We start from the raw sequence: 26,331 nt of genomic DNA, 5'->3' as shown, positions 1-26,331 counted from the left end.
CTGTTGAATCTTCAGTTGGTTTTGTTCCTGGTTTAATTTCTGTCCAATCAGTTGTTTCTGTAACTCCAGCTGCTAAACGAGCTTGTTTCATTGTACCTTCAATATCTTCAATCGTTTTTGCATCTGTTTCTAATTGTTCTTTAAATTCTTTGTAAGCAACAGCTGACATTTTATCTTCTAATCCTTCTAACTCTTTTAAAGCAGCTCTCTTAGCTTCGCCAAATTTAACAGCAGTTGTAACAATATTTTGTGCTTCTTCAACGGTTTCAACATCATTTAATAAACCAACAAAGTAGTAGTAATCAGATAATGATAATTTACCATCATATACTGCTTTATATAAATCATCTGATGCTTTATTTTTAGCTGCACGGAAATCAGTCACTTTAGCAAGTTCATCCATTAATTTTTGAGCGTCTTCAATTTTTGTAGCCGCCATTAATTTAGTATAATATTGACCTCTTTCAGTACTATTTATCAAACCATCTTTTTCATTTAAAGATACTAATTTAGCCGTAGCATCATATTTGAATACTGCTAATTCATGTTCAACAGTAGCAGCTTTAAGAAGTTCGTTTACCTTTTCAGTTGTGTTAGTCGATGAGAAATCAATTGTTCCGATAAAGTCATTTATACGAGCATCTGTTAAACCATTTTTACCTTTGAAACTTTCAATAATTTTTTTAGCATGCTCTTTAGCTTTAGGAACATTAAATTCTTCAAAAGCTTGGTTCATTAATTCATTAATTCTATCCATTGATTTTGCTTCTTTTATTTCAGTAACAAAATCATTTTTTCTTGCTTCCGTTAATAATTCATCAGCAACATATCCTTCAAGAATTGCAATTTTGTCAGCTCTTATAGAAATAACTTTTAAAAGGTCAGCAATTTGTGCTTCTGCTGCTTTAATTGTTGGCATAGTTGTTGTTGCGGCAACCAATGATTTAGCCCAATTATATTCAGCTAGGCTTATAGTCATTTGTCCACCTAAACTTGTTACGTATTGATCTAATTTAGCTTTTGCATCTTTAGCAGCAACACCTTTACGAGCTTCTTGTAAGATGATATTAATCATATCTTCACTAGTTGCACCATCTATTTGTGTTTTAAGAGCAGTATAAGCAGCATCACTCATACCTAATTTTGTCTTAATTGCATCTAATTCTAAATATGCATTATTTCTTACATCCCAGAAATCAGTGATTTTTTTAGCTGCTGCTAAATGACCATTAATTTCAGATGCACTTTTAAACGCTCTTACTTTTGCAATTAATGCATCACGTTCAGCTCCTAATTTTTCAGATACGTCCATTAACTTGTTAACAGCATCCTCTTTCAAAGCTGTTAAAGAATTAATTGTTTCTAATTTTTCATTTAGAACTTCTAATTCTGCCAAAACTTTAGTTAATTCAGCTGAAGATGAGCCAGCTCTTGCTACAAAGTTTCCACGTTCTTCTACTGTGATTTGACCTGCATTGTAAAGTTTATCTGCTAAACGTTTTACTGTAGCTGTTTTTGCTGCATCATCAGCTGCATTATAAGGAGCTGGGGTAGCTTCCTTAGGTGTTGTTGTTGTTCCTTCTGTTGGAGCTTGAGCTCCTGATAAACCTTGAGCTGCTGCAGGTTGTACAGTTGTATCTTTAGCATCAACTGATCCTTCTGTTGCTGATTTTACTCCTGAGTCAACTGTTACAAGTTCCTCGCCGGCTGCAACTATTTCTCCCTCAGCGTTTACTGTTGCAGGGGCTGCGAAAGCAACACCCGCTAAAATAGCTAATGTAGCTGTTGTTAATTTAACTTTTTTCATTGTTTCAACTCCATTTTTTTAACAAAACAGGAACCCACATGTAACCATTTTATATAAAAACAATGTTATCGACACAATTCGACATCCTTAGTTATATATTACACTATGCTATGTCTTATTGTCAATATTTCTTATAACGTTTTTTATTTAATTTTAGATGCGTTTTAAGAAAGCGTTTAACCTTGATTTAACAGCTTTAATGCCTAGTTATCAATCAAATTACTTCTATTTTTTTAGACGTTTTTAATAAATTTGAAACACTTTTATCATATTCTTCTTTTATAAAGCATGTCTTTTTTTATATAATCAATAAAATAACTCTTTATTTTTTCACAATTTCAACTTATTTCAGAATCCTTCCTCTCTTTTCCTCTTTCAAATTGACTTTTGTGCCACTTTATACTAAAGTATGAGTAAATATCTTTTCTACTAAAATAAGCATCAGTAGAAAAAGGACCTCTGTTTTAGAAAGTTAAGGGTGCTGGAACTTAACACACGTCACTTTTTTGAATTACACTTATTTATCACATTTAATAGTAGAACATCCTCTCATGTTACGAGAAATTGAGTGGTGTTAGCTTACGCTGACACAATTCGGGTGGTACCGCGAACTTATTAATTCGTCCCAATAAACAAATATGTTTATTGGGATTTTTTTTATTTATTAAAGGAGGAAAAATAATGAGTCAAAATATTATTGATGAGTTAATTTGGCGAGATGCCATTAATCAACAAACAGATGCTGAAGGATTAAGAAAATATGTTTCTAATCATAAGATTTCTTTATATTGTGGGGTTGATCCAACAGGAGATAGCATGCATATTGGTCATTTAATTCCCTTTATGATGCTTAAACGCTTCCAAGAATTTGGACATCATCCTTATATTCTTATCGGTGGCGCAACGGGGACTATTGGGGACCCTAGTGGTCGTACTTCTGAACGTCAACTTCAAACAATGGAACAAGTTCAACATAATGTGGATTGTCTAACACAACAAATGCGTGATTTATTTTTTGATGAAACCAATGAGCACGAATTAACCATGGTGAATAACTATGATTGGACAAGTAACCTTTCACTTTTAGATTTCTTGAGAGATTTCGGGAAAAACTTTAATATTAATACAATGCTAGCTAAAGATATTGTTTCTAGTCGTTTAGACTCTGGTATTTCATTTACTGAATTTACCTATCAAATCTTACAATCCATGGACTTTTTACATTTATTTAAAGAACATGAGGTACGTTTACAAATTGGTGGGGCTGATCAGTGGGGGAATATCACGGCTGGCCTTGATTTAATTCGCAAAAAAGAAGGATTTGAAGCCGAAGCTTTCGGTTTAACGATTCCACTGATGCTAAAGGCAGACGGAACAAAATTTGGTAAAACAGCAGGTGGCGCCATTTGGTTAGATCCTAAGAAAACATCTCCTTATGAATTTTATCAATTCTGGTTGAACCAAGATGACCGCGATGTCGTCAAATATCTAAAATTCTTTACATTCTTGACGCAGGATGACATTACTATATTGGAAGGAAAAGTAGCCACCGAACCTCATAAACGTGAAGCTCAAAAAACATTAGCCAAGGAAATGACACTATTTGTTCACGGTGAAGCAGCCTTAGCTGATGCTTTGACGATTACAGAAGCTCTTTTTTCAGGCGATGTGAAGCAATTGACAGCCAAACAAATTGAAGATGGGTTTAGCAATATGCCTTCTGCCGAAATTGGCAAAGAAGATAAAAACCTAATTGATTGGCTCATTGAAACTAAAATCGAGCCCTCAAAACGACAAGCACGTGAAGACGTGACCAATGGTGCGATTTATATCAATGGTGACCGTATTAAAGAAACTGACTTCGTCATCACTGCTAATAATTCTTTTGATGAACGTTTTATCATTGTTCGCAAAGGGAAAAAAAAATACACTTTAGTTCACTTAGTTTAATAAAAAAACCGATTACCTACTACACTTTGTAGTAAGCAATCGGTTTTTATTTATTTTAAATAGGTTTGATATTTTTTAATAATATCCAGTTCTTGCCATTTTTTCTCTGTAATTAATACACTGTCAAAATCATAGATTTTTCCTTCTAACCCTCTCAATAACAAAGGAGAATGGGTGGCGATTATAAATTGACAGTCAAAAAAACGAGTCATCTCACTAATCAAACCAATTAATTCTAGCTGTCTTTCTAAAGATAAAGATACTTCTGGTTCATCGAGTAGATACAGCCCCTTCATTTGGATCACATCTTGATAAACTTGCCACGCTAATTCACCATTTGAATATTTTTCTTGTGAGAAAACAATCTTATCAATTTCTTTTGCCATCGCTCTTTTATGCTTCGGTCGTCCTAAGCGTGCTTGTTGATATTCATAACCCTCTTGTAAAACAGCTTCTTGTTGAATCTTTTTCATCTCATATAAAATATCCTCACTCTTCAAATAATGAATTTGTTGAGGACGATTGATTTGTTCTGTTTCCTCGTTGACTTCAAAAGTAAGAATACTTTCATTAAGATAATTAACAAAATAATCTTCTTGACCAAAACGTTTCGGAGCTTCAAAACCTGTTGCTTTTAATTTCCCGGCTAAAAGATTTAAAACTGTTGATTTTCCAGAACCATTGGAACCATGCAATAAAGTGATTGAATCAAAAACAAGGGTTTCACCTGCTCGTTCCTGTAAAATGTTGTACGGATAGAGATGAGTCCTCGGATAAATTCTTTCTGAAAAGGTCAATGTTTTTAGATAACGCATCCTTCCACCTCCAAAAAAAGATGAAGTCAAGCTAAGCTCGCTTCATCTTTTTTTAAATAACTAATTGAACATATTCAACATACCACCAAATGTGTTAGTTACCATCCGTTCAATCATTGTTGCCAATTGATTAGCAAAAACTTGACCAAAAATTCTTACTAACAAATACTGTAAAAGCATACCAACAACTAATGCAAGTAAAACCATATAAACTTTATTTTTATTTGTTTGACTTAAATCAGTGACCCATAGATTACCTAAATAAGAAAAATCAATTAAGAAGAAAATAGCAATCACTAAGAAAAAGAAAATTTTAAAAATAAAATCATTCGTTAAACCTGTAATCGCAAAAGATAAAACAAATGCAGCTAAACTAGCAAAAACAGTCACACTAATTGGTGAAAATACTTTTTCAAAAGCATTTAAAAGAGTCACCTCTTGTTTAGCGATAAAACGATTATAGCCAAAAACAATCGCCACTTTGACAAATGCACTCAATGCAATCCATAAAAATAATTCCATAATCATCGGAAAGGCTTTACCATCAACTGATAATCCCATTGATACTAAACTACGACTAATCGCTAAGGCTAAAAATAACGTAACGATTAAGAAACTCACTAAACCAAAATAAGCAATTCCTGAAACCTTTTTCAAATCAGGGTTTTTAACTGCTGAAACTAAAAAACCAAAATAATTTTTACTTTCTTTACTAAATTGACCTACTTTTTCCTGTGTTTGACGATACGTTTCAGAACTTTCAAGTTTAGCTGCTTTTTGAGACAATGTTTCTTGAATGGAAACAACTGGTTTTTCTACCATTTGTTGCTCTGCTCCACATCCTGGACAATACTTAATATCTTCACTAATTTCTTTACCACATTTCGGACAAAACTTCATATTTTACGACCCCTTTAATTCTCTTTTTTTATTCACTAATAACATCGACTCTTGTTATCGCAACTTTTTTATAAATACGCGTTCCAGCAGCTGGCAATTTATCTAAACTGGTATCTGGTGACTTAAAAGTATACCTTAAAAGTGTATAATCTTTCGTTTTTTGTAAAACTTCGAAGGTATAGTCTTTTGCATTTGCTCCATAACTTGTCAGCATCTCTTTTAATTCTTGAACTGTTTCTTCGTCTAGAGCTTCTTTATCTTGCCATTCACCAAAATCTTTAACATTCAGTTTACGCTGAGTTGCGACCGCTGCATGCAACTGTTTTGTTTCAGAATAGCGATAATACCCTATTCCTCCGACAGCTAAACAAATAATAATGATAATTCCTGTCATAACCATCGCTCTTTTTTTCTTAGAGGCATTATTATGTTGTTGTACTTGTTCAAGTGCTTCAAGTTCTTGATATTTTACCTGCAATGAGGTTAAATCTTGAGCGGTTATCCCCACTGATTGTAAATAATCAATTAATGGTCCCAACTCTTGGGTAGTTGTTGCATTTTGAGCTTGATACAAAGCCTGTCCACGTTCATTTTGAACTTGATCTGCTAAGTAACGTTGTTGTGCCTGTTCAATCATGACCAATTTTTCTGCAACATCTTTATAATGACGAATACTACCTAAAACACTTAATGCTTCGCCAAAATGACCCTGACTAAATAATGTCAAGCCTTGCTCATAAACTTGCGCGGTGTGTTCTGATTCTTTTTGATTCAAAATTTGAGTAACCATTGCTAATTTATCTTGTGAGTCTTTATAATCACCCAACGATTTAAACTGCTGTTGCGCATAATCTAAATGCCCTCGTCCAAAGTTTTCTAACGCTTCCTGATATTGTTTTTCACGTCGTTGTTCTTGTTCTTGCGCAAAAACTTCTTCTAACTTTTGTTCAATTTGGATTAAATAATTTTGTGCTTCCTGATAATCTCCGACGCTTTGGAATAAACGTTGCGCTTCAGCTAATTGACCTCGTTCTGTTAGTTGAATTGCTTTGAGATAGTCTGCTTCAACCTGACGTACCTGAGCTTCTTGACGTGCCTGATTCACCAATTGTAATTTTGCTTTCGAATCTGCATACTCACCCAATTCTAAAAAGAGCTCACTCGCAGCATCAAACTGTCCTTGACTAAAAAATCCCAGAGCAGACTCATAGTCCTCTTTTTGTCGATTAGCTTGAACCTTGCTTTGTGTTTTTTCAACTAATTCACATTTATCAGCCGCATCTTTGTATTCTTTAATGGATGTGAACAAAGCTAATGCTTCGTCAAATTGACCTTGGGAAAAAGCCTGTAATCCTTGTTGATAGGTTGTTTCCTCAGTCGAAGATGACGTTGTTTCAACTGAAATGCCAGTCTTGTTTTCGACTAATTTCGCTCCACAAGCCTCACAAAATAAATTTTCTGCTCCATTTTCATGGCTACAATTTGGACATTGTTTCATATTATTCACCTAATTTCTCTCCCTTATTCTTCAATCAAGGTCACTTCAGTCGATTTTAAATGACCTTCTTTTGATACATAATCAACCGTGACAGTGTCGCCATCATAATAACGTGACATCACTTTTTTAATATCCGTCGCGTCACCAATATAATAACCGTCAATTCGACAAATAATATCACCTTTTTGAAGAGAACTTGATGAAACAGAACTCCCAGAATAGATATCTGTAATATAAAGACCTAATTCTTTATTACCATTGTGTTGCCCCATATTGTAACCACTCACACCAAAGTAAAGATCTGAATCCGTGTCATTCCCAAAAGAAGGTAAGTCTGGATAACGATACTTCGCTGCTTCTTTAAATGGTAATGTTAATTCCACTTTTTTACTGGAGCCATCTTTAAATTTAACATTCACTTTTTTACCTAACTTAATGCCTTTTAAGACATTTTCCATGCTGTTATCACCAATCACTGCTGAACTTACTTTTTTACCGTCAATTTCAACAATCACACTACTATCTGCCCACTCACTATCCGCCGTTTCAAACCCAGCATTATCGGCTGGTCCATCGGGATAAATTTTCATCGGGATAACACCACCACCATTAGCAATATCTCCTCTTAGTGCACCTAGTGACGGATACGTTTCATTAGCAACTGCATCGGCAAGAGACTTCGCATCAGCTTCTTGTTCGTGTTTCTTAGCCTCTGCTTCTTGTTTTTCTTTCTCTTCACGCGCTTTTTGTTCTTTCGTTTTTTCTTGAATAAAAGTAGTTGTTTCCCCAGCTAAAGCTTGTAATCCTGCAATACTGACATTCATTCCAACGATGTCTTGTTTTTTCTCAAAACCTGTCGCTAATTTTTCTAATTGAGTAATTTCTTTCACGGTATTTTCTGGAAAATGTTTATTTTTCTTCATTTCATTCAGTTTATTTTGAACCGTTGTCAATGATTCTTTTTGTGTTTTTTCTTGTTTGGTTCGTTCTGCATTAATTTCATCTTGCGCTTTTTTTATCAAACTTGATAAATCAGCTTTTTTTACCTTACCTCTTAAAAATTTATCATTTTTAACTTCACCTGCTTTAGGTAATAGGTCTTGTAATTTTTTTGAACTCTCACCTTTCGCTAAGGGATTATACAGCACTAGATTACTTGCTTCAGTAATTTGTTGATCTAATTTACCGTTGTCAGCATAAACTTTATAACCAATCCCTGTACTTGCAGCTAGAAGGACAACAACTGCTCCTATCACAAGTTTTTGCTTGCTTATTTTAGGTTTTTTGGCAACTTCTTGTTTTTCTGTCTGTTCTTCCATTTTTGACACTCCTTTTTATTTCGTCATCAGCATCCACTCAGTCACGCGACTCCCCAGTTCAGCAATCGCTTTAACTTGACTCTTTGCTTGTTCCTCTGTACTTGTTTCAGGGACTTCACCGGGACCATTCATCTCTGTCAAGACACACATGACAAAAACCTCACCTTGATAGTCAATCAATGCCACATCGTTTTCAATTCCCCGATAGGCTGCCTCACCTGTTTTATTATAAATAATGGCTTCTTTAGGCAAATTTGCTGGCAACTTGGTCCGGTTTTTAGTATGTGACATTAAATTTAAAAGCTGTTGATCCGTTTCTGGATCTAAGACAGCGCCTTGATAAAGTTTCAACATCACTTGAGAAACTTCTTTTGCATTAATTTGATTCGCTTTACCGTTCTCAATATTGCGAATATCCATCATTTTACGTTCTAATTTTGAGTGATGGTTTTCCCCAACCGTTTGAGCAATCGTTTGATTAACAGCATCAAAACCACCTGCATAATCAATTAACACATTCGTTGCAATATTATCACTTTTCTCCATCATTAAGCGGCAAAGTTCTTCTAGTGAGTACGTGGTGCCGATTGAGTCATGCAACATATCTCCCGCTCCTTGAACCACGTCTTTTTCAACTAAAGTATAAAACTCTTCTGGTGATAATTGTCCCGTTTTAAATTGTTGATAGATATTAATTAGAATAAAAATTTTAATCGTAGAAGCAGAAAACTGCGTAGCAACTGGTGTCCAATTCGTTACATACACTTTTTTGTCTTTATCAAGCAGATGCTCTAGGTAAACCGTATATCTCACAGGCTGTCCCGAATTAGCCGGGGCTATTTGTGACATCGCTTCCCTAACAAATACCTTTAACTCTTGATTATTTCCTGTTTCAACATCTAGTAACTGGTCTGAAAGTGTTGCTGCACTGGATAAATGGATTTTTTCTTCCTTGACTTCTTCCACTTTTTGCGAAGCTAGCGTTGATTTTTTAGGTACTTTTTGCATTTTTACTTTTTTTGTTTCCTGTGTTTTCGTTGTTGCTGTCGGTTGTTGCTTGACCGCTTGGTTACAAGCGCTTAACAAAATCAATGACAAGAGACTCATCATTAACAAACTTTTTTTGCCTTTCACTTTTTAAAACAACTCCTCCATTTCGCCACCTTAATCTGACTCTCCCCTTTACTACTCTTTTTTAAAACACCTCTCCCATTATCGCAAACAATCTCACATTATTAAAGTTTTTTACGCAAAAAAAACTAGAAAAATTTCATTTTCTAGTTTTTATACATTTTTTTATTCACTTTTGTCTTTTTAACGGACATTTCCCATTAAATTTTGGATTGGTTTCCTCACAAAATAAAGTAAAATCCCACCAATGACTGCGACAATTCCAACAATCCCAAAATAAGCTGATTCTGTTTGCGGAGTATAAAAGCGAGCAATTTGAGCGTTGATAACTTGTGACGTCGCATCCGCTAATAACCAAATCGCTAAAGTTTGGGATTCAAACGCTTTAGGAGCTAATTTAGTCGTCACTGATAAGCCCACAGGTGATAAACACATTTCACCAATAATCATGATAAAGAAACTAAAAACTAACCATAATGGACTCACTCGTTGGTCAACTCCATATAACATTCCTGGTAACATCAATAAAACAAAAGATAATCCTGCGGCTACTAAACCAACTGAAAACTTAAAGACTGTCGACGGTTGTTTTTTTCCCAGTTTAGTCCAAAGACTAACAAAAACAGGTGTCAACATCACGACAAAGACTGGATTTAACGTTTGATACCAACTTGCTGGTATTTTGAAACCCCAAAGAACATCCTTTGTTCGATCTTCGGCAAAAAGAGCTAAAATTGAAGCCCCTTGTTCTTCTAACGACCAAAAAATAATGGCTGCTAAAAACAAAGGAATATAAGCTCGTACTTTTTGTCTTTCTTCAAGCGAAACTTCTTTCGACGTTAACATGCGGCTAAAATAAAAAATTGGTAACCCTATTCCCAAAACACTAATAAAATTAACAAAAAAATCAATGGTTAATCGACCTGAAAATCCAGCCCAACTAAAAATTAAAGCAACAGCTAAACTGAAAATTGCAAGTGCTTGAACAATTTTTTTACCTTGTCCTTTTTTGATAGGATTTGTTGGGGCTTGACCAATATCACTTAAGGTTTTCTTCCCTTGAAAGTAATAAACCAGTAAGCCAATAAACATCCCAACTGCTGCAACAACAAAACCTAAATGATAATTTACTTTTTGACCCAATGTTCCAATAATAATCGGTGCTAATAAACTCCCAATGTTAATCCCCATATAAAAGATTGAGAAACCTGCATCTCGGCGATCATCTTCTTTTGAATAAAGATTTCCCACCATATTTGATACATTTGATTTCAGCATTCCTGTCCCAATAACAATCAGTACCATTGAAATAAAGAGAGCCATTAAACCAAACGGCAAGCCAAGGACCACATGTCCAATCATAATAAACAAGCCACCGATTAGTACCGTTTGACGCGAACCTAGTAAACGGTCTGCCATCCAACCTCCAAGAATACCTGACATAAATACAAGAGCTCCGTACACTGACATAATGGCTAACGCTGTGGGCTTAGGTAAACCTAGTCCGCCATTAGCGACTTCATCATACATATAGTAGAGTAAAATCGCACGCATGCCATAGTAACTAAATCTTTCCCACATCTCAGTAAAAAACAACGTTGCTAGACCAAACGGTTGGCCGAAAAACGTTTTTTTCTGGGTTTCCATAATAATCCACCTTTTAAATATTTCAAAAAAGTCATTTTCCCTAAAAACCTATCCATACTACCTTTAAAAAGTATCCAACTGATTAAAACTAATAACACTACTGCTTGAATAAACTTTCAAAAAAAACAATTGATTTGATTCTTTTGACTGTTCATAGTTTATCAATTTAAGATTTAAACTACAATAATTATTAAGTTTTTGATTAGTTTAATTAGAAACAAATTAGATTTTAGGTTGTTGCTGAGTGATACAATGAATATTTCCACCACCATAAACAACCTCTAAGGTATCAACACCAACTACTTTCTTATCAGGGAATAATGTTTGAATCTGTTCACAGGCTAACGCGTCATGAGCATCACGATACTGAGGAACCAATACTCCTTCATTAGTAATCAAAAAATTAAGATAAGAAGCAATACAAATATCCCCGGGGACTCGTGGCAAGGTCCCTTCAACCAAGTCAATTTCGATTCCTTCTGGAATGGTTACCGCTTGTTTAGGACAACAAATCTTATGAACTTTTAATTGACGGCCTTTAGCATCTGTCATTTCTAATAATTCACGGTAAGTCGCTTGAGCAATTTCATAAAATGGATGCATTGTATCTTCTGTATATAAACACGCGACTTCTCCTGGGCGAATAAAACATGCAATATCATCAACATGTCCCGTTGTTTCTTCTGGATCAACCCCGTCTTTTAACCATAATACTTTTTCAACATTCAAATAATTTTTTAAATAAATTTCAACTTCATCTTTCGTAAGGTGTGGATTACGTCCATGACTTAATAAACACATCTCCGTCGTCAAAACCGTTCCTTCGCCATCCACATGAAATGCCCCACCTTCTAAGATAAAATTACTTGTACGATAGCGAGGAGTCTCTGAAACTTCGCAAACTTTTTGTGCGACTAAATCATCTTGATCCCAAGGAAAATATAAACCGTCCACTAGTCCTCCCCAAGCATTAAAATGCCAGTCAACAGCACGACGCTCTCCCTCTCCATTAATTAAAAAACTTGGTCCAACATCACGCATCCAGGCATCGTCAGTCGACATCTCAATCACCGTGATTTCTTCTGGAAGTTGCATGCGACAATTTTGAAACTGCTCACGTGACGCGACCATAGTAACCGAAGTAAATTCACTAATCGCAATCGCGACTTGTTTGAAAGCTGCTTGGGCTGGTTTTGCTCCATTACGCCAATTATCACGTCGTTCGGGCCAAATCATCCATATTTTTTCTTGAGGAGCATATTCTCCTGGCATAAAAAAGCCATCTTGCTTAGGCGTTGTGCCTTTTATTGTCTTTACCATTTTCTTCCTCTCCTTTTTACTAATCTCTTTCATTCTAACGGATAACTAACCCTAACGCACGAAAAGAGAGTCAATATAATGAAGCGAGGGTGACTCTGAAAAGTCACCCTCGCTTCATTATATCTAATATTTTAATCTATTTGTTTGAAATAAAAGGTTTCACTTTGGTAATCCCCTTTTAAATCAGGATCAACATAAAAACCAACAGTCATCCATTCATCGCCATAAGCAATCAGACCGTTCATCTGATAACGCTTGTTAGGTACTAATCCTGCTGCCTTCAAACGGACTAATGGATATGATTCTTCGGCAAGTACTCTAAAATATTGGAGAATCGCTGTTTTTTGATTTTTCGCAACATGAATCCAAGCGACATCATTTGATTCAAATGGATTCAATAAACGGATAAAACGTCCATATTGAAATAGTTTGCGATGTTTTTTATAAAAAGTAACTTGTTTTTTTATTTCAATTTTTTCAAGTTCCGTTAACTGATTTAAATCTAATTCATAACCAAAAACACCCGACATTGCGACATTTCCTCGTGTTTTTAAACTCGTTAAACGCTCGGTTTGATGATTAGGAATTGCAGAAACATGCGAGCCCATTGACGAGATTGGATACACTAGACTTGTACCATATTGAATGCCTAATCGTGCCATTGCATCGGTATTATCACTGGTCCATGTTTGTGGCATGTAATAAAGCAAACCAGCATCAAAACGACCGCCCCCACCAGAACAACTCTCAAATAAAATCTCTGGATAATCATTAGTTAAGCGTTCTAAAAAATCATAAAGACCTAACAGATAGCGATGAGCCACACTTCCTTGTTCCTCCACTTTTAACTGACTTGAATAGACCTCCGTCATGTTTCGGTTCATATCCCATTTAATGTAATCTATCGGAACTCGATCTAAAATAGCTTTCATTTGTTGATAAATATGCTCACGAACCTCTGCTCGTGAAAAATCTAAGACAAACTGTCCTCGGCTAGGCGATAATTTTCGACCTGGAATTTGTAATGCCCAGTCTGGATGTTCTTCAAATAAACGACTTGTTTCTGAAATCATTTCTGGCTCAAACCAAATACCAAATTTCATTCCTTTAGCATGGACTTGTTTCGCTAATCCTTCTAAGCCACAAGCTAATTTCCCTTCATTTTCAAACCAATCACCGAGTGAGGTATGATCGTCCTCACGGTGTCCAAACCAACCATCATCAAGGACAAACATCTCAATCCCTAGCTGTTCTGCTTCATCCACAATCGCCATAATTTTCTGCTCATCAAAATCAAAATAAGTTGCTTCCCAATTATTAACCAGCGTTGGGCGTACCTGATTTTTATAACGCCCTCTAATCAAATGGTGATTATATAAATCATGAAACGTCGCTGACATCTGGTTTAATCCTTCATTGGCATAAACCATAACAACTTCTGGCGTTTGAAAACTCTGTCCTACTTCTAACGGCCAATTAAAAGCAAATGAATTGAGCCCCATCATGATTCGCGTCTGATTGTAGGGATCTTTCTCGATCAAAGTTTCATGGTTGCCACTGTAAACAAAACTGAAACCATAAGCTTCTCCCTGATCTTCTGTTGTTGTTGGATCAACAAGTGCAATAAAAGGATTTTGTTGATGACTGCTTGAACCACGTTTACTATCTAATTTTTTAGTTCCCGTTTGTATTATTTCACGCGTCATTTGACGCTCTCTCGCCCATGTTCCATTGAGATGAATCATTTCTTTTTCATCCGCTGAAAAATCAATAGCTGTACTAAATAAACGTTTAATTTCAACACTCAGTTTGCCCGTATTCTTTAATTCAACCGACCTAGTAATGACTGGATAATCTAAAAAGATAGTATAGCTTAAGTCTAACTCCAATTCAGACAAGCTATCTTTTAAAGTAACTGTCAATGTTGCCGCTTCATCTACGGTCGCATACGTTGCCGGAAGTCCCTCTAACTTAGGTTTTCCTGCTGTAATTTCATACGATTGGTAAACAAAATCGGTTACCTGTGTTCCATTTTTATGATAAATCATCTGCGCAGGCTCTCTAAAATCGCCATGACCAAAACTTGGGTACTCCATTAACAGAGTATCAAGAGAGAACACCCGCTCTGTTGTTGCTGGTAAATTGGGGGAAAATGAACGATTGGTTCTCGGATAAAGTGCCGTTCCACTATAAGCTGTAATTGCTTTTCCATAATAAAGATGAGCTAAATAACCACCCTCTTCCACCATAAATACATAACTCACTTGTTTATTTTTCAAATGAAAAATCTTTTTTTCTTGATTAACTGTAATCAGCTGCATCATGATCCTCACTTTCTATTTAACCGAACCATTCGTCATTCCTGAGATAATATTTTTTTGGAAGACGAGATAAACAATTAGTATCACAACAATTCCCACTACATACGAAGCAAATGAAGGACCAAAATCACTAAAATACTGTCCTTGATAATTGTATTGAAACAAAGGTAACGTCCAATTACTATTATCTTTATTTAAAATTAAAAGCGGAAGTAAAAAGTCATTCCAAATCCATAAGGCATTAATAATTAACGTTGTAGCATGCATTGGTTTCATCAGTGGAAAAATAATTTGAAAATACAAACGAAAACGACCACTGCCATCAATTTCTGCAGCTTCATCTAATTCAATTGGAATAGCCGTTTTAATATAACCAACATATAAAAAGAGGGTCTGTGGTATCGCATAAGCCAAATACAAAATGATTAAGCCACTAATATTAGATAAACCAAGTTTCGTCATCATGCTCGTAATCGGGATCATTATCACTTGGAAAGGGACAAAAATTCCTAAAAGTAAAAAAGAATACATTAAAGCAAAGGCCTTCTTTTGACTCATATTACGAGCGATAGAGAAAGCAGCCATTGGGACAACTAACATAATTAAAGCAATTGAAACAACAGTAATTAACGTTGAATTAAAAAAGTAATGACCAATACCATCATGGATTAACCGTGTAAAGTTATCGCTAGTAAATGGATGGGGTAAGCCAAAAAAATGCCCTGTAATTTGTTGGGTCTCTTTAAATGAATTGATAACGGTTAGATAAAGAGGAATAAAAATCAAGATAAATCCAACGATGAGTAATAAATAATGAATCCATTTCGCTTTTTGTTTCATTTTTTCTTCCTCCTTATCCGACTTGGTGTTTTTTCGATAAATTAATTTGAAGCATTGAAATAATTGCAATTAAAATGAATAAAACCATTGCAATTGCATTCGCATAACCATATTGGTTATTTTTAAAAGCATAATTATAAACCAACAAACCTAGTGTCGTTGTTTTATCTGCTGGGCCGCCCCCTGTTAAAGCATAAATCAAGTCAAAAGCAGTCAAACCTGATTTTAAAGCCATAATGAAAATCATACTAATGGATGGTAATAAATAAGGAACTTCAATATGTTGAAAAGTTTGACGTGCACTTGCTCCATCAATCGAAGCTGCTTCTAAGACTTCTTGAGGGATACTTTGTAATCCTGCTAAAAAAATAACCACTGGCATTGCAATACCCTGCCAAAGTGCTACAAATAGAACGCCCCAAAAGACCGTTCTTTCATTAGCTAAAAGATTTTGATCTAACGAGCTCCAGCCTAAGGTTTCTGCTAATTGTGGGATACCATAATTAAAGACTTGTTTAAAGATCAAACCAAGGGTCACTGTACTAAGAACTGCTGGGAAAAAGTAAGCGACACGGAAAATCCCGACGCCCCTTAACTTCCGATTTAATAATCGGGCTATTCCCATGCCAATAGCAATTTCACAAATGATTAAAGCAAGGGTAAACAGAAAGGTAAAACCAATTGACGTTAAGAATTTTTCATCTTTAGCAATTTGTTGAAAATTAGCAAAGCCAATAAAATGATAGTCTGACGTCAAGCCAGTCCAATCTGTCAAACTGTAAAAAAAACCTTGTAGCATTGGCAAGTAAAAGAAAATAAGTTGCAACATAATTGGTATCGCTATAAAAAGATAGGCCCAATATCGATTGATAATTCCTTTCTGTCTCATCCTCAGTAACCTCTTTCTCTTATTTTTTCATTCCATCAAAAAATGTATTTAGATTTTTTCCAAGCTGATTTTCATCTTGACTATTAATATATTCAACCGTCATATGATGAAAATCTTCTTCAGAGGTCCAGTCTTTTTGTAACCAAACAATTTGTTTATCTGTAAAGACATATTTAGTGACCCCTTCCGTTTCTGGAAACTTACCTTTTGTATCCACTGCTTTAACTGACGTTGGAGCACCATCGACATCATAATATTTTTGCATAGCTTCGTTAGTTGTCATATAAGCAACAAATTTTTCTGCAGCTACTTTATCCTTAGATTTTCCATTAATTGACAAGGCCAAATCAGCAGCACCAACGGTTAGTTCTTCATTCGCTTTTAGTCCAGGATAAGCAAACATTTTTATTTCAAATTTAGGTTGCTGATTTTTGATGGCTGGTAAAGCCCAGATACCATTAGGAAAAATCAAAGCTTCCCCTTTCGCAAAGGTTGCAATTGCATCATCATAAGTAGCTCCAGTTGCATTTTTTTGACCGTTTCCGTCAAGTAAATCTAATTCTTTAGTCACTTGCTTAAAATCAGCATTTGATGTTTTAATGCCCCCTTTTTCACTGTGAACTAAGGCATCATTCGCTCCCTCAAACCCTCCATTAATAGTGGCCCAGGCTAATTGATGATAACCATTTAAAGTCCACGCATCAGCTTGGGTTAACGATAAAGCAAAAGGAGTTTCTTTTTTGGCTTTGATTGTTTTAACTAATGTTTCAAAATCTTCCCATGTTTTTGGCTCTTCTAAGCCTAGCTCTTTAAATTTTGTATAATTATAATAAAACCCCCATGCATTACTTGTTAAGGGAACAGAGTAAATCTTCTCATCTATAGCATAAGTCTCTGCTGAACCCTCTTTTAAATTTTTTAAATACTCTTTACCAGTTAAATCAGCAAAGATCCCCGCTTTAGCCCATTCTCGAAAGTCAGCATTTTGCGGAAAAACATTGATGATATCAGGTACATCATTACTCGCAATTCTTGTTTTTAAAACCGTACCCGCATCGGGAACATTTGTAAACTTCACTTTGATATCAGGATTTTCTTTTTCAAAATCTTTAATAACCTCACTTAACGTTCCTTGCATTTCTTTCTTTTGAGAGAAAAATTCAATCTCAGTTTTACCACTTTTACCACTTTCAGACGTCTTTTTACTCCCACAAGCTGCCAAACCTCCAATTAAACTAACAACCAAAGCACTACTGATTAATAATTTTCTAAACTTCATTTATTTTCCTCCTTATACGAATACACTTTCTTTTCACTAAACACATGTTAACTTGTTTAGTGAAATGTGTCAACCTTTTTTAGTGAACGTTCACAAGGGAACTTTGATCAATAAAAAAGAAGCCGAAGTTTTATAACCTCGGCTTCTTACTTTTTTTTATTTTTCACTTTCCCTTAAAATAATTTCACCAGGGACTTTGATTCTTACAGACACATGCCTAATCCCCTCTAGTCGTTCATTCATCAGTCGTACCGCTATTTTACCTAATTCCTCAGATTCAATATTAACTGTAGTTAACGGGGGGGTTAAAAACTCAACAACTTCAATATTGTCAAAACTAACCACCGATATATCTTCAGGGATTTTTAAATTATTTTTTTGAATTGCTCGGTAAACACCAACTGCCATTGGATCACTTCCAACTACAATTGCACTTGGAATGCCTGTTGTTTTCGTTTTGGCAATTAACTCCTCTGCTAAGCGCATACCTTCAAGCGTGCTCCAATCACCAATCAAGGTTTGAGGTTCAAGTTCGTGTATCAACATCCAATCTTGATACGTTTTTTCTCTGATGTCTCTTTCTTTTCGTTCTACTAAAGCGTCCCCATTTTTCAATAGCCGAGCGCCACCAATAAAAGCAATCTGACGATGACCACTCGCATATAATCGATCTAAATGGGCTTGCGTCGCTCGTTCAAAATCAGCGACAACTGAATCATATTCTTCGCTATAGGACGCATCATCGACCATAACAATTGGAATCTGTCTTTTTAAAATAGCATTAATCACTTGGGAGGTGACTTCCCCAATCACAATCACTCCTGTCTCTTGTTTGAGATTGGCTACCTCAAAAGGACGATCCAAGCGAATGATTTCAGTAATCTTGAGTCCCATTCTTTCCGTCTCTTTCTCGACGCCCAACCGAATAGACCGAAAATACGGATCATTCAATTCATCCATTTCTGACACCGCCACCAACAACGTGACTTCTTTTAAACGTTTGCTCTTTTTTTTAGGTAAAGCATAGTCAAAATAGGTCACCGATTCCATAATTCTTGTTTTTGTATCTTCTTGAATGCTGAGTGTGGCATCATGGTTTAAAAAACGAGATACCGTAGCAATCGAAACACTCGCTCGCTTAGCTACATCTCTAATTCCTGCCATTGTCTCAACTCCTTTTTTTACTTGTTTCATTTGGTTAACAATTATTTCGTTAACCAAACTATAGCGAAACAAAAATTATTTGTCAACCAACACACCGATAAAAATAAAGCATAAGATGAAAGAAAATAGTTTTCTCTAACTATTGCTAATATTTAGTAAATATTCTATACTTAATTTACTAAATATTACTCGGAGGTTTTTAAAATGGAACATTTAACAGCACGTTTTAAAGAATTATTTCATACTGAACCTGACGCTACTTATTTTTCTCCCGGGCGCATTAATTTAATTGGTGAACATACTGACTATAATGGAGGCCATGTTTTTCCAGCTTCTATTACTTTAGGAACGTATGGCCTTGCCAAAAAAAGAGACGATAACAAAATTTGTCTTTATTCTGAAAATTTCCCTGAAAAAGGCATCATTGAATTTTCGTTAGAGGATTTAGACTTTAATCAAGAACACTCTTGGACAAATTATCCCAAAGCCGTTCTAAAATATTTAAAAGAAGCCGGACACTCAATTGATAACGGTTTAGATATTTTAGTTTATGGAAATATTCCAAATGGTGCAGGTCTTTCTTCTTCAGCCTCTTTAGAATTACTGATGGGAGTCATCCTTGAAGATCAATTTAAACTTTCCGTTGAACGTTTGGATTTAATTTTAATTGGAAAACGTGTTGAGAACGAATTTATCGGCGTTAACTCAGGGATTATGGATCAATTTGCCATTGGCATGGGTGCTAAAGACCAGGCGATTCTTTTAGATACAAATACTTTAAGTTATGAACTAGTTCCTGCTGATTTCGGTGATTATGTAATTGCCATTATGAACACCAACAAACGTCGGGAATTAATTGATTCAAAATATAATGAACGCCGTGCAGAATGTGAAAAAGCATTAAGTTTACTTCAAACAAAACTAGATATTCAATCATTGGGTGAATTATCTGCAACTGATTTTAAGGCTCATCTTGATTTAATTAATGATGATCTTCTTATTAAACGTGCGAAACATGCCATTACGGAAAACGAACGCACACTCATTGCTAAAAAAGCACTCGAAAACCACGATTTAGTAGAATTCGGTTTACTTCTCAATGCCTCTCATGATTCACTCAAAAATGATTATGAAGTAACCGGAATCGAATTAGATACTTTAGTCGATGCTGCTCGTAGACACACTCATGTTTTAGGTGCTCGAATGACAGGTGCTGGTTTTGGCGGTTGTGCGATTGCTTTAGTTCACAAAGAACATTGGGATACCTTTGTTGAAGATGTAAAAAAAGAGTACCTTGAGATAATCGGCTATGATACCGAAATTTATCAAGCCAGTATTGGTTCAGGAACAACAAAACTTTCATAACCCTTAGGAGGAAAAAAGATGACAATTTTAGTATTAGGTGGCGCAGGCTACATCGGCTCACATGCAGTCGATCAATTAATCAATGAAGGACATACAGTTGCTGTTGTCGATAATCTATTAACAGGACATCGTCAAGCTGTTCATCCTAACGCCCATTTTTACGAAGGTGATATTCGCGATAAAGCATTTTTAACGACTGTTTTTGAAAAAGAAACGATCGATAGCGTCATTCACTTTGCAGCAAGCTCACTCGTTGGAGAATCTGTCCATAAACCTTTAGATTATTTCAATAATAACGTTTATGGCATGCAAATTTTGTTAGAAGTCATGAACGATTTTGATGTCAAACATATCGTCTTTTCTTCAACTGCCGCGACTTACGGTGAACCGGAAGAAGTTCCAATTAAAGAAACAACACCAACGAATCCTAAAAATCCATATGGTGCTACTAAATTAACGATGGAAAATATGATGAAATGGTGTGACGAAGCTTACGGTATGAAATTCGTTGCGCTCCGCTACTTTAATGTTGCAGGGGCAAAAGCTGATTCTTCTATTGGTGAAGACCATACACCGGAAACACATCTTGTTCCTATTATTCTACAAGTTGCTCTCGGACAAAGAGAACAGTTAGCTATCTTTGGTGATGATTATGATACGCCGGATGGCACATGCGTTCGAGATTATGTTCATGTTGAAGATTTAATTCAAGCGCATCTTTTAGCTTTAAACTATTTAAAAGCTGGTCATGAGAGTAATATTTTCAATTTAGGTAGTTCAACTGGTTATTCTGTCAAAGAAATGTTAGAAGCAGCTAGAGAGGTCACTCAAAAAGAAATCCCAGCTGAAATTTCACCTCGTCGAGCTGGTGATCCTGGAACTCTTGTTGCCTCTAGTGAAAAAGCAAAAGAGGTACTCCATTGGCAACCTAAATATACACAAGTGAAAGAGATTATTAAAACAGCTTGGGATTGGCATATTAGTCATCCAAACGGTTATCAAGATTAACAGGAAGGAAGTTTATAATGTCAATTAGCCAAACAATTTATGACTTTACAACCTTTGCTATTCATTATGGGGAATGGATGGAAATGGATCGTCTTTATTTACAAAATCGTTTATTAGCTTTAGTGGGTGAAGAAACTCTTGAAAGTGAAAGTGTGAAACACTCGATTGAAGATTTAAACGTCCTTGATTTATTGGATTTTTTAATCGGGATTGCGAAAAAAAACAACGTCATTGATAACTCTTTTTCACAAAAAGAACAGTTAGAAGCAAAACTAATGGATTTTCTAACCCCACCACCTTCTATTTTAAATGCTCTTTTCGCGCAACATTATGATGACCAACCTGAAAAGGCAACTGACTATTTTTATACTCTTTCTAAAACAAATGATTATATTAAAACACGCGCGATTGCGAAAAATATTGCTTATTCGGTTCCAACAGAATATGGACAATTGGAAATTACGATTAATTTATCAAAACCTGAAAAAGACCCTAAACAAATTGCTGCCGAAAAAAATGCGAAACAAAGCCATTATCCTTCTTGCCTACTTTGTATGGAAAATGAAGGCTATGCTGGACGAACAAACCACCCAGCCCGTACAAATCACCGTATTATTCGAATGAATCTTAACGGAGAAAGCTGGGGGTTACAATATTCTCCGTATTCTTATTATAATGAACATTGTATTTTCCTAGCAGAAACACATCGGCCAATGGTAATTAGTCAGGAAACGTTTCGTCGGTTATTAGCGATTGTTGCTATTTTCCCTCACTATTTCGTCGGCTCAAATGCTGATTTACCAATCGTAGGTGGTTCTATTCTGTCACACGATCACTACCAAGGGGGACGTGCTGATTTTGCAATGGCTAACGCTCCTATTGAGACACCATTTACGCTTAGCGTTTTCCCAGCTGTACAAGCAGGAATTGTCAAATGGCCAATGTCTGTTATTCGCCTCAGTGGACCAAATGCGAATGACCTTGTGGCTGCTGCTGACTATGTTTTTAATGCTTGGAAACAATATTCTTGCCCTGAACTAGACATTAATGCCTATTCAGAGGATGGGACACCTCACCATACGGTCACTCCAATCGCACGTAAAAATGGAGAAAACTTTGAACTTGATCTTGTTTTAAGGGATAATAATATCTCAGAAGATTTTCCAGAAGGAATTTTCCACCCACATCGTGACTTACATCATATCAAAAAAGAAAACATTGGTTTGATTGAAGTCATGGGGTTAGCTATTTTACCCCCTCGTTTGGTTCCGGAATTAGCAGAAGTGAAAAAATATTTATTGGAACAACCCAATACAATCGCTGCTTATCATCTTGATTGGGCGAATGATTTAAAGAAAAATAACTTAATTAATAAAGAAAATGTTGAGACTATTGTTCGTCAAGAGATTGGGAACATTTTTGCCAGAGTACTTGAAGATGCAGGTGTCTTCAAGCGAGATCAAAAAGGAAGGAATGCCTTTACCTCCTTTGTAAATACTCTTTAGAAAGGAAGGGATTATCGATGGCAACCATTAAAGATATTGCTGAAAAAGCGGGGGTTTCACCGGCCACTGTTTCTCGTGTTTTAAATTATGATGACCGTTTATCCGTTGGAAAAGATACTAAAAAAAGAATTTTTGAAACAGCCGAGTTACTAAATTATACAAAATATAAATCCAAACGAAAAACACAGCAAAAAACAATTCGTTTCATCCAATGGTATGATGAAGATGAAGAATTGGCTGATATTTATTATTTAGCTATCCGTCTTGGAATTGAAGCCAAGGCAGAAGAACTTAATCTTTCACTCTTAAAGGAGCCAATGGATCAAGTTTCCGAAAACATGACGGACGGTATTATTGCATTAGGTAAATTTGATGATAATCAATTAGAAAAATTAAAAGCCCTTAATCAACCACTTCTCGTTGTTGATTCCAACGCGGTTAATTTAGGAATTGATTCTTTAACCGTTGATTTTGAGCAAGCTGTTAATCAAGTCATTGACTATTTCATTGCTGCAGGACATCAAGAAATTGGTATCCTTTCAGGGATAGAATTTACAACTCAACAAACAGAAATTATAGATCCACGACTCATCGCTTTTAAGCAACGATTAAAACAGTTGCACTTGTACCGACCTGAGTGGTTGTATACCGCTCCTTTTAGTGTCGATGCTGGTTATTTAGCCACTAAAGAATTTATTAAGCAGACTAAAAAAATACCGAGTGCTCTTTTTGCAACAAGTGATGCGCTTGCGATTGGTGCCATGCGTGCTTTCCAAGAGGAAGGTATTCAGATACCGAAAGACCTCTCACTTATTGGTTTTAATGATATAAGCATTGCTAAATATGTCACGCCAGCTTTAACGACTATCAATATTCCGACGGAGTGGATGGGTGAATTAGCTGTTAAACTTATCGTAGATTTAATTGAAGATCCCGCCCCTCTTCCGAGAAAAACCATGATTAGCACTCAATTAGTTACACGAGATTCAACCCTTTAAATAAACTCCTCTTGTTAAAGATATCAATTTCTTTAACAAGAGGAGTTTTTATCATTCTTAAAATCCTAAAAACTACATTAACTAGTTGTAACGTTGACTTAAAAGACATGACATCTTATAATTAGTTGATAGGAGAGGATATTATGGTACATAGAAAATCTTTATTTAAAAAGATATTACTTCTTTTAATAAATCTTTTTTTGTTAACAAATACTGTGGTTTTCTCTGAAGACAATACAACAAACCACCAAAATGCAAAAGAAAACAAAATAGAACAGGTCCCCCAAGATAGTTTTCCAATTTCACAAAAAGCAGAAGAAATTGGCGAAATTGATTTTTCTATTTTAAAAACTGAAGATACCTTTTCACTTAGTCAAATAACATTAGCCGATAAAGTGAATTACCGGTATAAAATGCTTGAAATAACTTATCCAGAAAGTTTACAAATTGATAACTATCAGAAACCCAGTTCCTACTGGCGTGAATTTGAAAATGCTTCGGAAAATGGCTATGAAAGCTTGGTATTCGCAATGGACCGTGATAATACACTTAGTAATATCAAAAAAACGTTAGAATCTTTACGCTTTAAACAAAAAGGTAGTGAAAAAAAAGAAGTAGAACAGATTAAAGTACATCTTAGAGGTAATGTTTATACTTCTTGGATTGATATTTACGGAAAAATTCATTACTATGAGTTTATTGAAATAACAGATAAAACAGATGCAACTTATAATTGGTTCGACGCCTATAATGACGCTAAGAAAAGAAGTATGAGTGGTTATCGAGGCTATTTAGCAACCTTAACCTCGAAGGAGGAACAACGTTGGGTTTACGATAAAATTGCTAAAAATTCTGGTTATTTAGGTGGTACAAGAATTCGTTTTAAGAATGGTAGTCTAATCGATAATCAAACAGAGTTAATCGCTAGAACGCCCACCGGGGGTTATTTAGAAAGTGACTTATCGGATGTCTATAATTTTGAAAGTCTAGCAACTTATTGGTATTGGGCAACCGGCCCTGAGTCTGGTGAAGCCTTCTATAATCGAAAAGAGTATACTAATAAAACACCTGCTAAAGATGCACCAAGTAAAATTGGTTTTGATTGGTTCAATAATAAAGATAACAATAAAAAAGACCGCGTCCTTTCAGAACCGAATAATTCAGGAGGAGGAGGTCGATTTAACGAACAGGTTTTACAATTTGCCCAACCTAATATCAACAACGCGAGTGTTGAATTTTGGAATGATGTTTCTTACCGACGCTTCAATGATTCAAAAGTGGAAGGTTATTATGTAGAATATTCAGATTTTCCTGGAAATAGAGTCGAAGAAACAACTCCTCCTCCCGAAGATAGCAGAGAAGTTGAAACTCATAAGATTGCTGATATTCCTAAAACGGTTAACATTGGACATTATTCAAAAACAACACCAACTAAAAGTTTGTCACCTATTGTAACCTATCATCTTCCTTTTAGAATAGGTGATATTATCAATACTTCTAGCTTGGGAAAACAAATAACTCATTACACGAATAGTGGTCAAACTTTACCACAACAACCGACTGGAAGCAATAAAATTCAAGAAGTCAAAATACTCTATCAACCAATCACATATAACATTACTTACCAAAGTAATGATGCAACAAATCAAACAGTAAAACAAGCCTATACAGTTGAAAATGAAGCGATTACGCTTAAAAACAATACTACCTTTAAGCGAACAGGCTATAAAATAATCGGCTGGAATACTAAAGCTGATGGGACAGGAACTTCTTATGGATTAAGCTCTAAAATCAATGGAAAAAATCTAGCTCAAAACATAACCTTATACGCCCAATGGCAAACAGACAATGTAAATATTACTTTCCACCATAAATTATTAACGGCTAGCAAAACTTATGAAGATATTTTTGATTTTTCAAAAAATCCACCTGCTAAAGTAACACAAAAAACAAACAGTTATCCAGTAGGACAATCTTTGGCAACTATCCTTAAAAGCATCAATACCAATTATTCTAATTATAACCATCATTCCAATTTAACAAAAGTTAAAATTAATGGAACAGAAGTTACTCCACACCCTAGTGTCGTCCCGGCTAATAATCTAGAAATTACTTATGTCTATACTGGAGCTTTAAATCTAAACGCTGCGAAAGAACTTGTATTTCAAGCAAGTCACTTTAATAATGGAACAACAAAACAGATTGCTTTGACAACTCCTACAACTTTAAATGTTATCAACACAATGGGCAGTAACAGTCAATGGGAATTACGAGCTAAGTTAAGTCAAGAAATGGAAAGTACAAAAAAACAACAGAAATTATTAGGTGATATTTATTATCTATCCAATCATTCTACACCTAAGGTCACTTTAAATAGTGACTTCAAAAAAATTGAACAAAGCTCCACAGAAAACGTATTACAAAAAAACTATCCATTAAAAGGAACCAACCAAGGTTTGTTTTTAGAACTTCATTCTGGAAACTTAGCAGATACTTATGAAAAAGGAAGCATTACTTGGGAGCTTAAAGATCGTATAACTATTAAATAAAACAACCCCCTATGAAAGCCACTTCA

19 protein-coding genes and 1 other annotated feature are annotated in these 26,331 nt (G+C 35.3%); of the genes, 6 read left to right on the top strand and 13 right to left on the bottom strand.

Annotation, left to right across the window (positions count from 1 at the left end; all coding sequences use genetic code 11):
* A partial coding sequence (locus ACTJFD_RS05435) for a hypothetical protein (RefSeq protein WP_442260156.1) occupies positions 1–1,807 on the bottom strand: 1,807 nt, incomplete at its 3' end.
* Between the two features lie 427 nt (positions 1,808–2,234).
* Positions 2,235–2,438: a binding site (T-box leader), on the top strand.
* Positions 2,439–2,488: 50 nt separating this feature from the next.
* Between ACTJFD_RS05435 and tyrS the strand changes: the two genes are divergently transcribed.
* Positions 2,489–3,757: a tyrosine--tRNA ligase gene (gene tyrS, locus ACTJFD_RS05430; protein ID WP_442260155.1), complete on the top strand. Its 1,269-nt coding sequence runs from the start codon at positions 2,489–2,491 to the stop codon at positions 3,755–3,757.
* A gap of 50 nt (positions 3,758–3,807) precedes the next feature.
* Here the strand turns inward: tyrS and ACTJFD_RS05425 are convergent, their stop codons facing one another.
* The 12 genes from ACTJFD_RS05425 to ACTJFD_RS05370 form a co-directional block, all read right to left on the bottom strand.
* A complete protein-coding gene (locus tag ACTJFD_RS05425; protein ID WP_442260153.1) occupies positions 3,808–4,572 on the bottom strand; it encodes an AAA family ATPase in 765 nt (254 codons plus the stop codon).
* Positions 4,573–4,632: 60 nt separating this feature from the next.
* Positions 4,633–5,472 (bottom strand): zinc-ribbon domain-containing protein, encoded by an 840-nt coding sequence (locus tag ACTJFD_RS05420; protein WP_442260151.1) that lies wholly within the window; start codon positions 5,470–5,472, stop codon positions 4,633–4,635.
* 28 nt (positions 5,473–5,500) lie between these two features.
* Positions 5,501–6,979, bottom strand: a complete 1,479-nt coding sequence (locus tag ACTJFD_RS05415; protein ID WP_442260149.1) for a hypothetical protein — start codon at positions 6,977–6,979, stop codon at positions 5,501–5,503.
* A gap of 14 nt (positions 6,980–6,993) precedes the next feature.
* Positions 6,994–8,289, bottom strand: coding sequence for a PDZ domain-containing protein (locus ACTJFD_RS05410; protein WP_442260148.1), 1,296 nt, complete (start codon positions 8,287–8,289; stop codon positions 6,994–6,996).
* Positions 8,290–8,304: 15 nt separating this feature from the next.
* Positions 8,305–9,423 (bottom strand): serine hydrolase, encoded by a 1,119-nt coding sequence (locus tag ACTJFD_RS05405; protein WP_442260146.1) that lies wholly within the window; start codon positions 9,421–9,423, stop codon positions 8,305–8,307.
* A gap of 180 nt (positions 9,424–9,603) precedes the next feature.
* Entirely contained in the window at positions 9,604–11,067 is a 1,464-nt protein-coding gene (locus ACTJFD_RS05400; protein WP_442260144.1) for a peptide MFS transporter, read from the bottom strand.
* 222 nt (positions 11,068–11,289) lie between these two features.
* A complete protein-coding gene (gene aguA, locus ACTJFD_RS05395) occupies positions 11,290–12,387 on the bottom strand; it encodes an agmatine deiminase (protein ID WP_442260142.1) in 1,098 nt (365 codons plus the stop codon).
* 131 nt (positions 12,388–12,518) lie between these two features.
* Positions 12,519–14,702 (bottom strand): alpha-galactosidase, encoded by a 2,184-nt coding sequence (locus ACTJFD_RS05390; protein WP_442260323.1) that lies wholly within the window; start codon positions 14,700–14,702, stop codon positions 12,519–12,521.
* A gap of 21 nt (positions 14,703–14,723) precedes the next feature.
* Positions 14,724–15,548, bottom strand: coding sequence for a carbohydrate ABC transporter permease (locus ACTJFD_RS05385; protein WP_442260140.1), 825 nt, complete (start codon positions 15,546–15,548; stop codon positions 14,724–14,726).
* Positions 15,549–15,561: 13 nt separating this feature from the next.
* Positions 15,562–16,437, bottom strand: coding sequence for a carbohydrate ABC transporter permease (locus ACTJFD_RS05380; RefSeq protein WP_442260138.1), 876 nt, complete (start codon positions 16,435–16,437; stop codon positions 15,562–15,564).
* A 19-nt stretch (positions 16,438–16,456) separates the two neighbouring features.
* Positions 16,457–17,716: an ABC transporter substrate-binding protein gene (locus ACTJFD_RS05375; RefSeq protein WP_442260136.1), complete on the bottom strand. Its 1,260-nt coding sequence runs from the start codon at positions 17,714–17,716 to the stop codon at positions 16,457–16,459.
* Between the two features lie 156 nt (positions 17,717–17,872).
* Positions 17,873–18,880 carry a LacI family DNA-binding transcriptional regulator gene (locus ACTJFD_RS05370; RefSeq protein WP_442260134.1) on the bottom strand — a complete coding sequence of 336 codons (1,008 nt, stop codon included), beginning with the start codon at positions 18,878–18,880 and terminating at the stop codon, positions 17,873–17,875.
* Positions 18,881–19,084: 204 nt separating this feature from the next.
* Between ACTJFD_RS05370 and ACTJFD_RS05365 the strand changes: the two genes are divergently transcribed.
* The 5 genes from ACTJFD_RS05365 to ACTJFD_RS05345 all read left to right on the top strand — a co-directional run bounded on the left by ACTJFD_RS05365 (position 19,085) and on the right by ACTJFD_RS05345 (position 26,305).
* Positions 19,085–20,245 (top strand): galactokinase, encoded by a 1,161-nt coding sequence (locus tag ACTJFD_RS05365; protein WP_442260132.1) that lies wholly within the window; start codon positions 19,085–19,087, stop codon positions 20,243–20,245.
* A gap of 18 nt (positions 20,246–20,263) precedes the next feature.
* Positions 20,264–21,253, top strand: coding sequence for a UDP-glucose 4-epimerase GalE (gene galE / locus ACTJFD_RS05360; RefSeq protein ID WP_442260130.1), 990 nt, complete (start codon positions 20,264–20,266; stop codon positions 21,251–21,253).
* Between the two features lie 17 nt (positions 21,254–21,270).
* Positions 21,271–22,758 carry a UDP-glucose--hexose-1-phosphate uridylyltransferase gene (galT, locus tag ACTJFD_RS05355; protein ID WP_442260128.1) on the top strand — a complete coding sequence of 496 codons (1,488 nt, stop codon included), beginning with the start codon at positions 21,271–21,273 and terminating at the stop codon, positions 22,756–22,758.
* A gap of 17 nt (positions 22,759–22,775) precedes the next feature.
* Positions 22,776–23,756 (top strand): LacI family DNA-binding transcriptional regulator, encoded by a 981-nt coding sequence (locus ACTJFD_RS05350; RefSeq protein ID WP_442260126.1) that lies wholly within the window; start codon positions 22,776–22,778, stop codon positions 23,754–23,756.
* Positions 23,757–23,899: 143 nt separating this feature from the next.
* Positions 23,900–26,305 carry an InlB B-repeat-containing protein gene (locus ACTJFD_RS05345; RefSeq protein WP_442260124.1) on the top strand — a complete coding sequence of 802 codons (2,406 nt, stop codon included), beginning with the start codon at positions 23,900–23,902 and terminating at the stop codon, positions 26,303–26,305.
* The last annotated feature ends 26 nt before the right edge of the window (positions 26,306–26,331 follow it).

The organism is Vagococcus sp., from assembly GCF_052102835.1.
Taxonomy (GTDB): Bacteria; Bacillota; Bacilli; order Lactobacillales; family Vagococcaceae; genus Vagococcus.
The sequence above is the reverse complement of the archived record's forward strand: the minus strand, read 5'-3'. Positions and strand labels throughout refer to the sequence as shown.

Excerpts from the sequence above, each read along its gene's own strand:
- tyrS (WP_442260155.1), top strand. The coding sequence starts at position 2,489 with ATGAGTCAAAATATTATTGATGAGTTAATTTGGCGAGATGCCATTAAT.
- ACTJFD_RS05425 (WP_442260153.1), bottom strand. The coding sequence starts at position 4,572 with ATGCGTTATCTAAAAACATTGACCTTTTCAGAAAGAATTTATCCGAGG.
- ACTJFD_RS05420 (WP_442260151.1), bottom strand. The coding sequence starts at position 5,472 with ATGAAGTTTTGTCCGAAATGTGGTAAAGAAATTAGTGAAGATATTAAG.
- ACTJFD_RS05410 (WP_442260148.1), bottom strand. The coding sequence starts at position 8,289 with ATGGAAGAACAGACAGAAAAACAAGAAGTTGCCAAAAAACCTAAAATA.
- ACTJFD_RS05400 (WP_442260144.1), bottom strand. The coding sequence starts at position 11,067 with ATGGAAACCCAGAAAAAAACGTTTTTCGGCCAACCGTTTGGTCTAGCA.
- aguA (WP_442260142.1), bottom strand. The coding sequence starts at position 12,387 with ATGGTAAAGACAATAAAAGGCACAACGCCTAAGCAAGATGGCTTTTTT.
- ACTJFD_RS05385 (WP_442260140.1), bottom strand. The coding sequence starts at position 15,548 with ATGAAACAAAAAGCGAAATGGATTCATTATTTATTACTCATCGTTGGA.
- ACTJFD_RS05380 (WP_442260138.1), bottom strand. The coding sequence starts at position 16,437 with ATGAGACAGAAAGGAATTATCAATCGATATTGGGCCTATCTTTTTATA.
- ACTJFD_RS05375 (WP_442260136.1), bottom strand. The coding sequence starts at position 17,716 with ATGAAGTTTAGAAAATTATTAATCAGTAGTGCTTTGGTTGTTAGTTTA.
- ACTJFD_RS05370 (WP_442260134.1), bottom strand. The coding sequence starts at position 18,880 with ATGGCAGGAATTAGAGATGTAGCTAAGCGAGCGAGTGTTTCGATTGCT.
- ACTJFD_RS05365 (WP_442260132.1), top strand. The coding sequence starts at position 19,085 with ATGGAACATTTAACAGCACGTTTTAAAGAATTATTTCATACTGAACCT.
- galE (WP_442260130.1), top strand. The coding sequence starts at position 20,264 with ATGACAATTTTAGTATTAGGTGGCGCAGGCTACATCGGCTCACATGCA.
- galT (WP_442260128.1), top strand. The coding sequence starts at position 21,271 with ATGTCAATTAGCCAAACAATTTATGACTTTACAACCTTTGCTATTCAT.
- ACTJFD_RS05350 (WP_442260126.1), top strand. The coding sequence starts at position 22,776 with ATGGCAACCATTAAAGATATTGCTGAAAAAGCGGGGGTTTCACCGGCC.
- ACTJFD_RS05345 (WP_442260124.1), top strand. The coding sequence starts at position 23,900 with ATGGTACATAGAAAATCTTTATTTAAAAAGATATTACTTCTTTTAATA.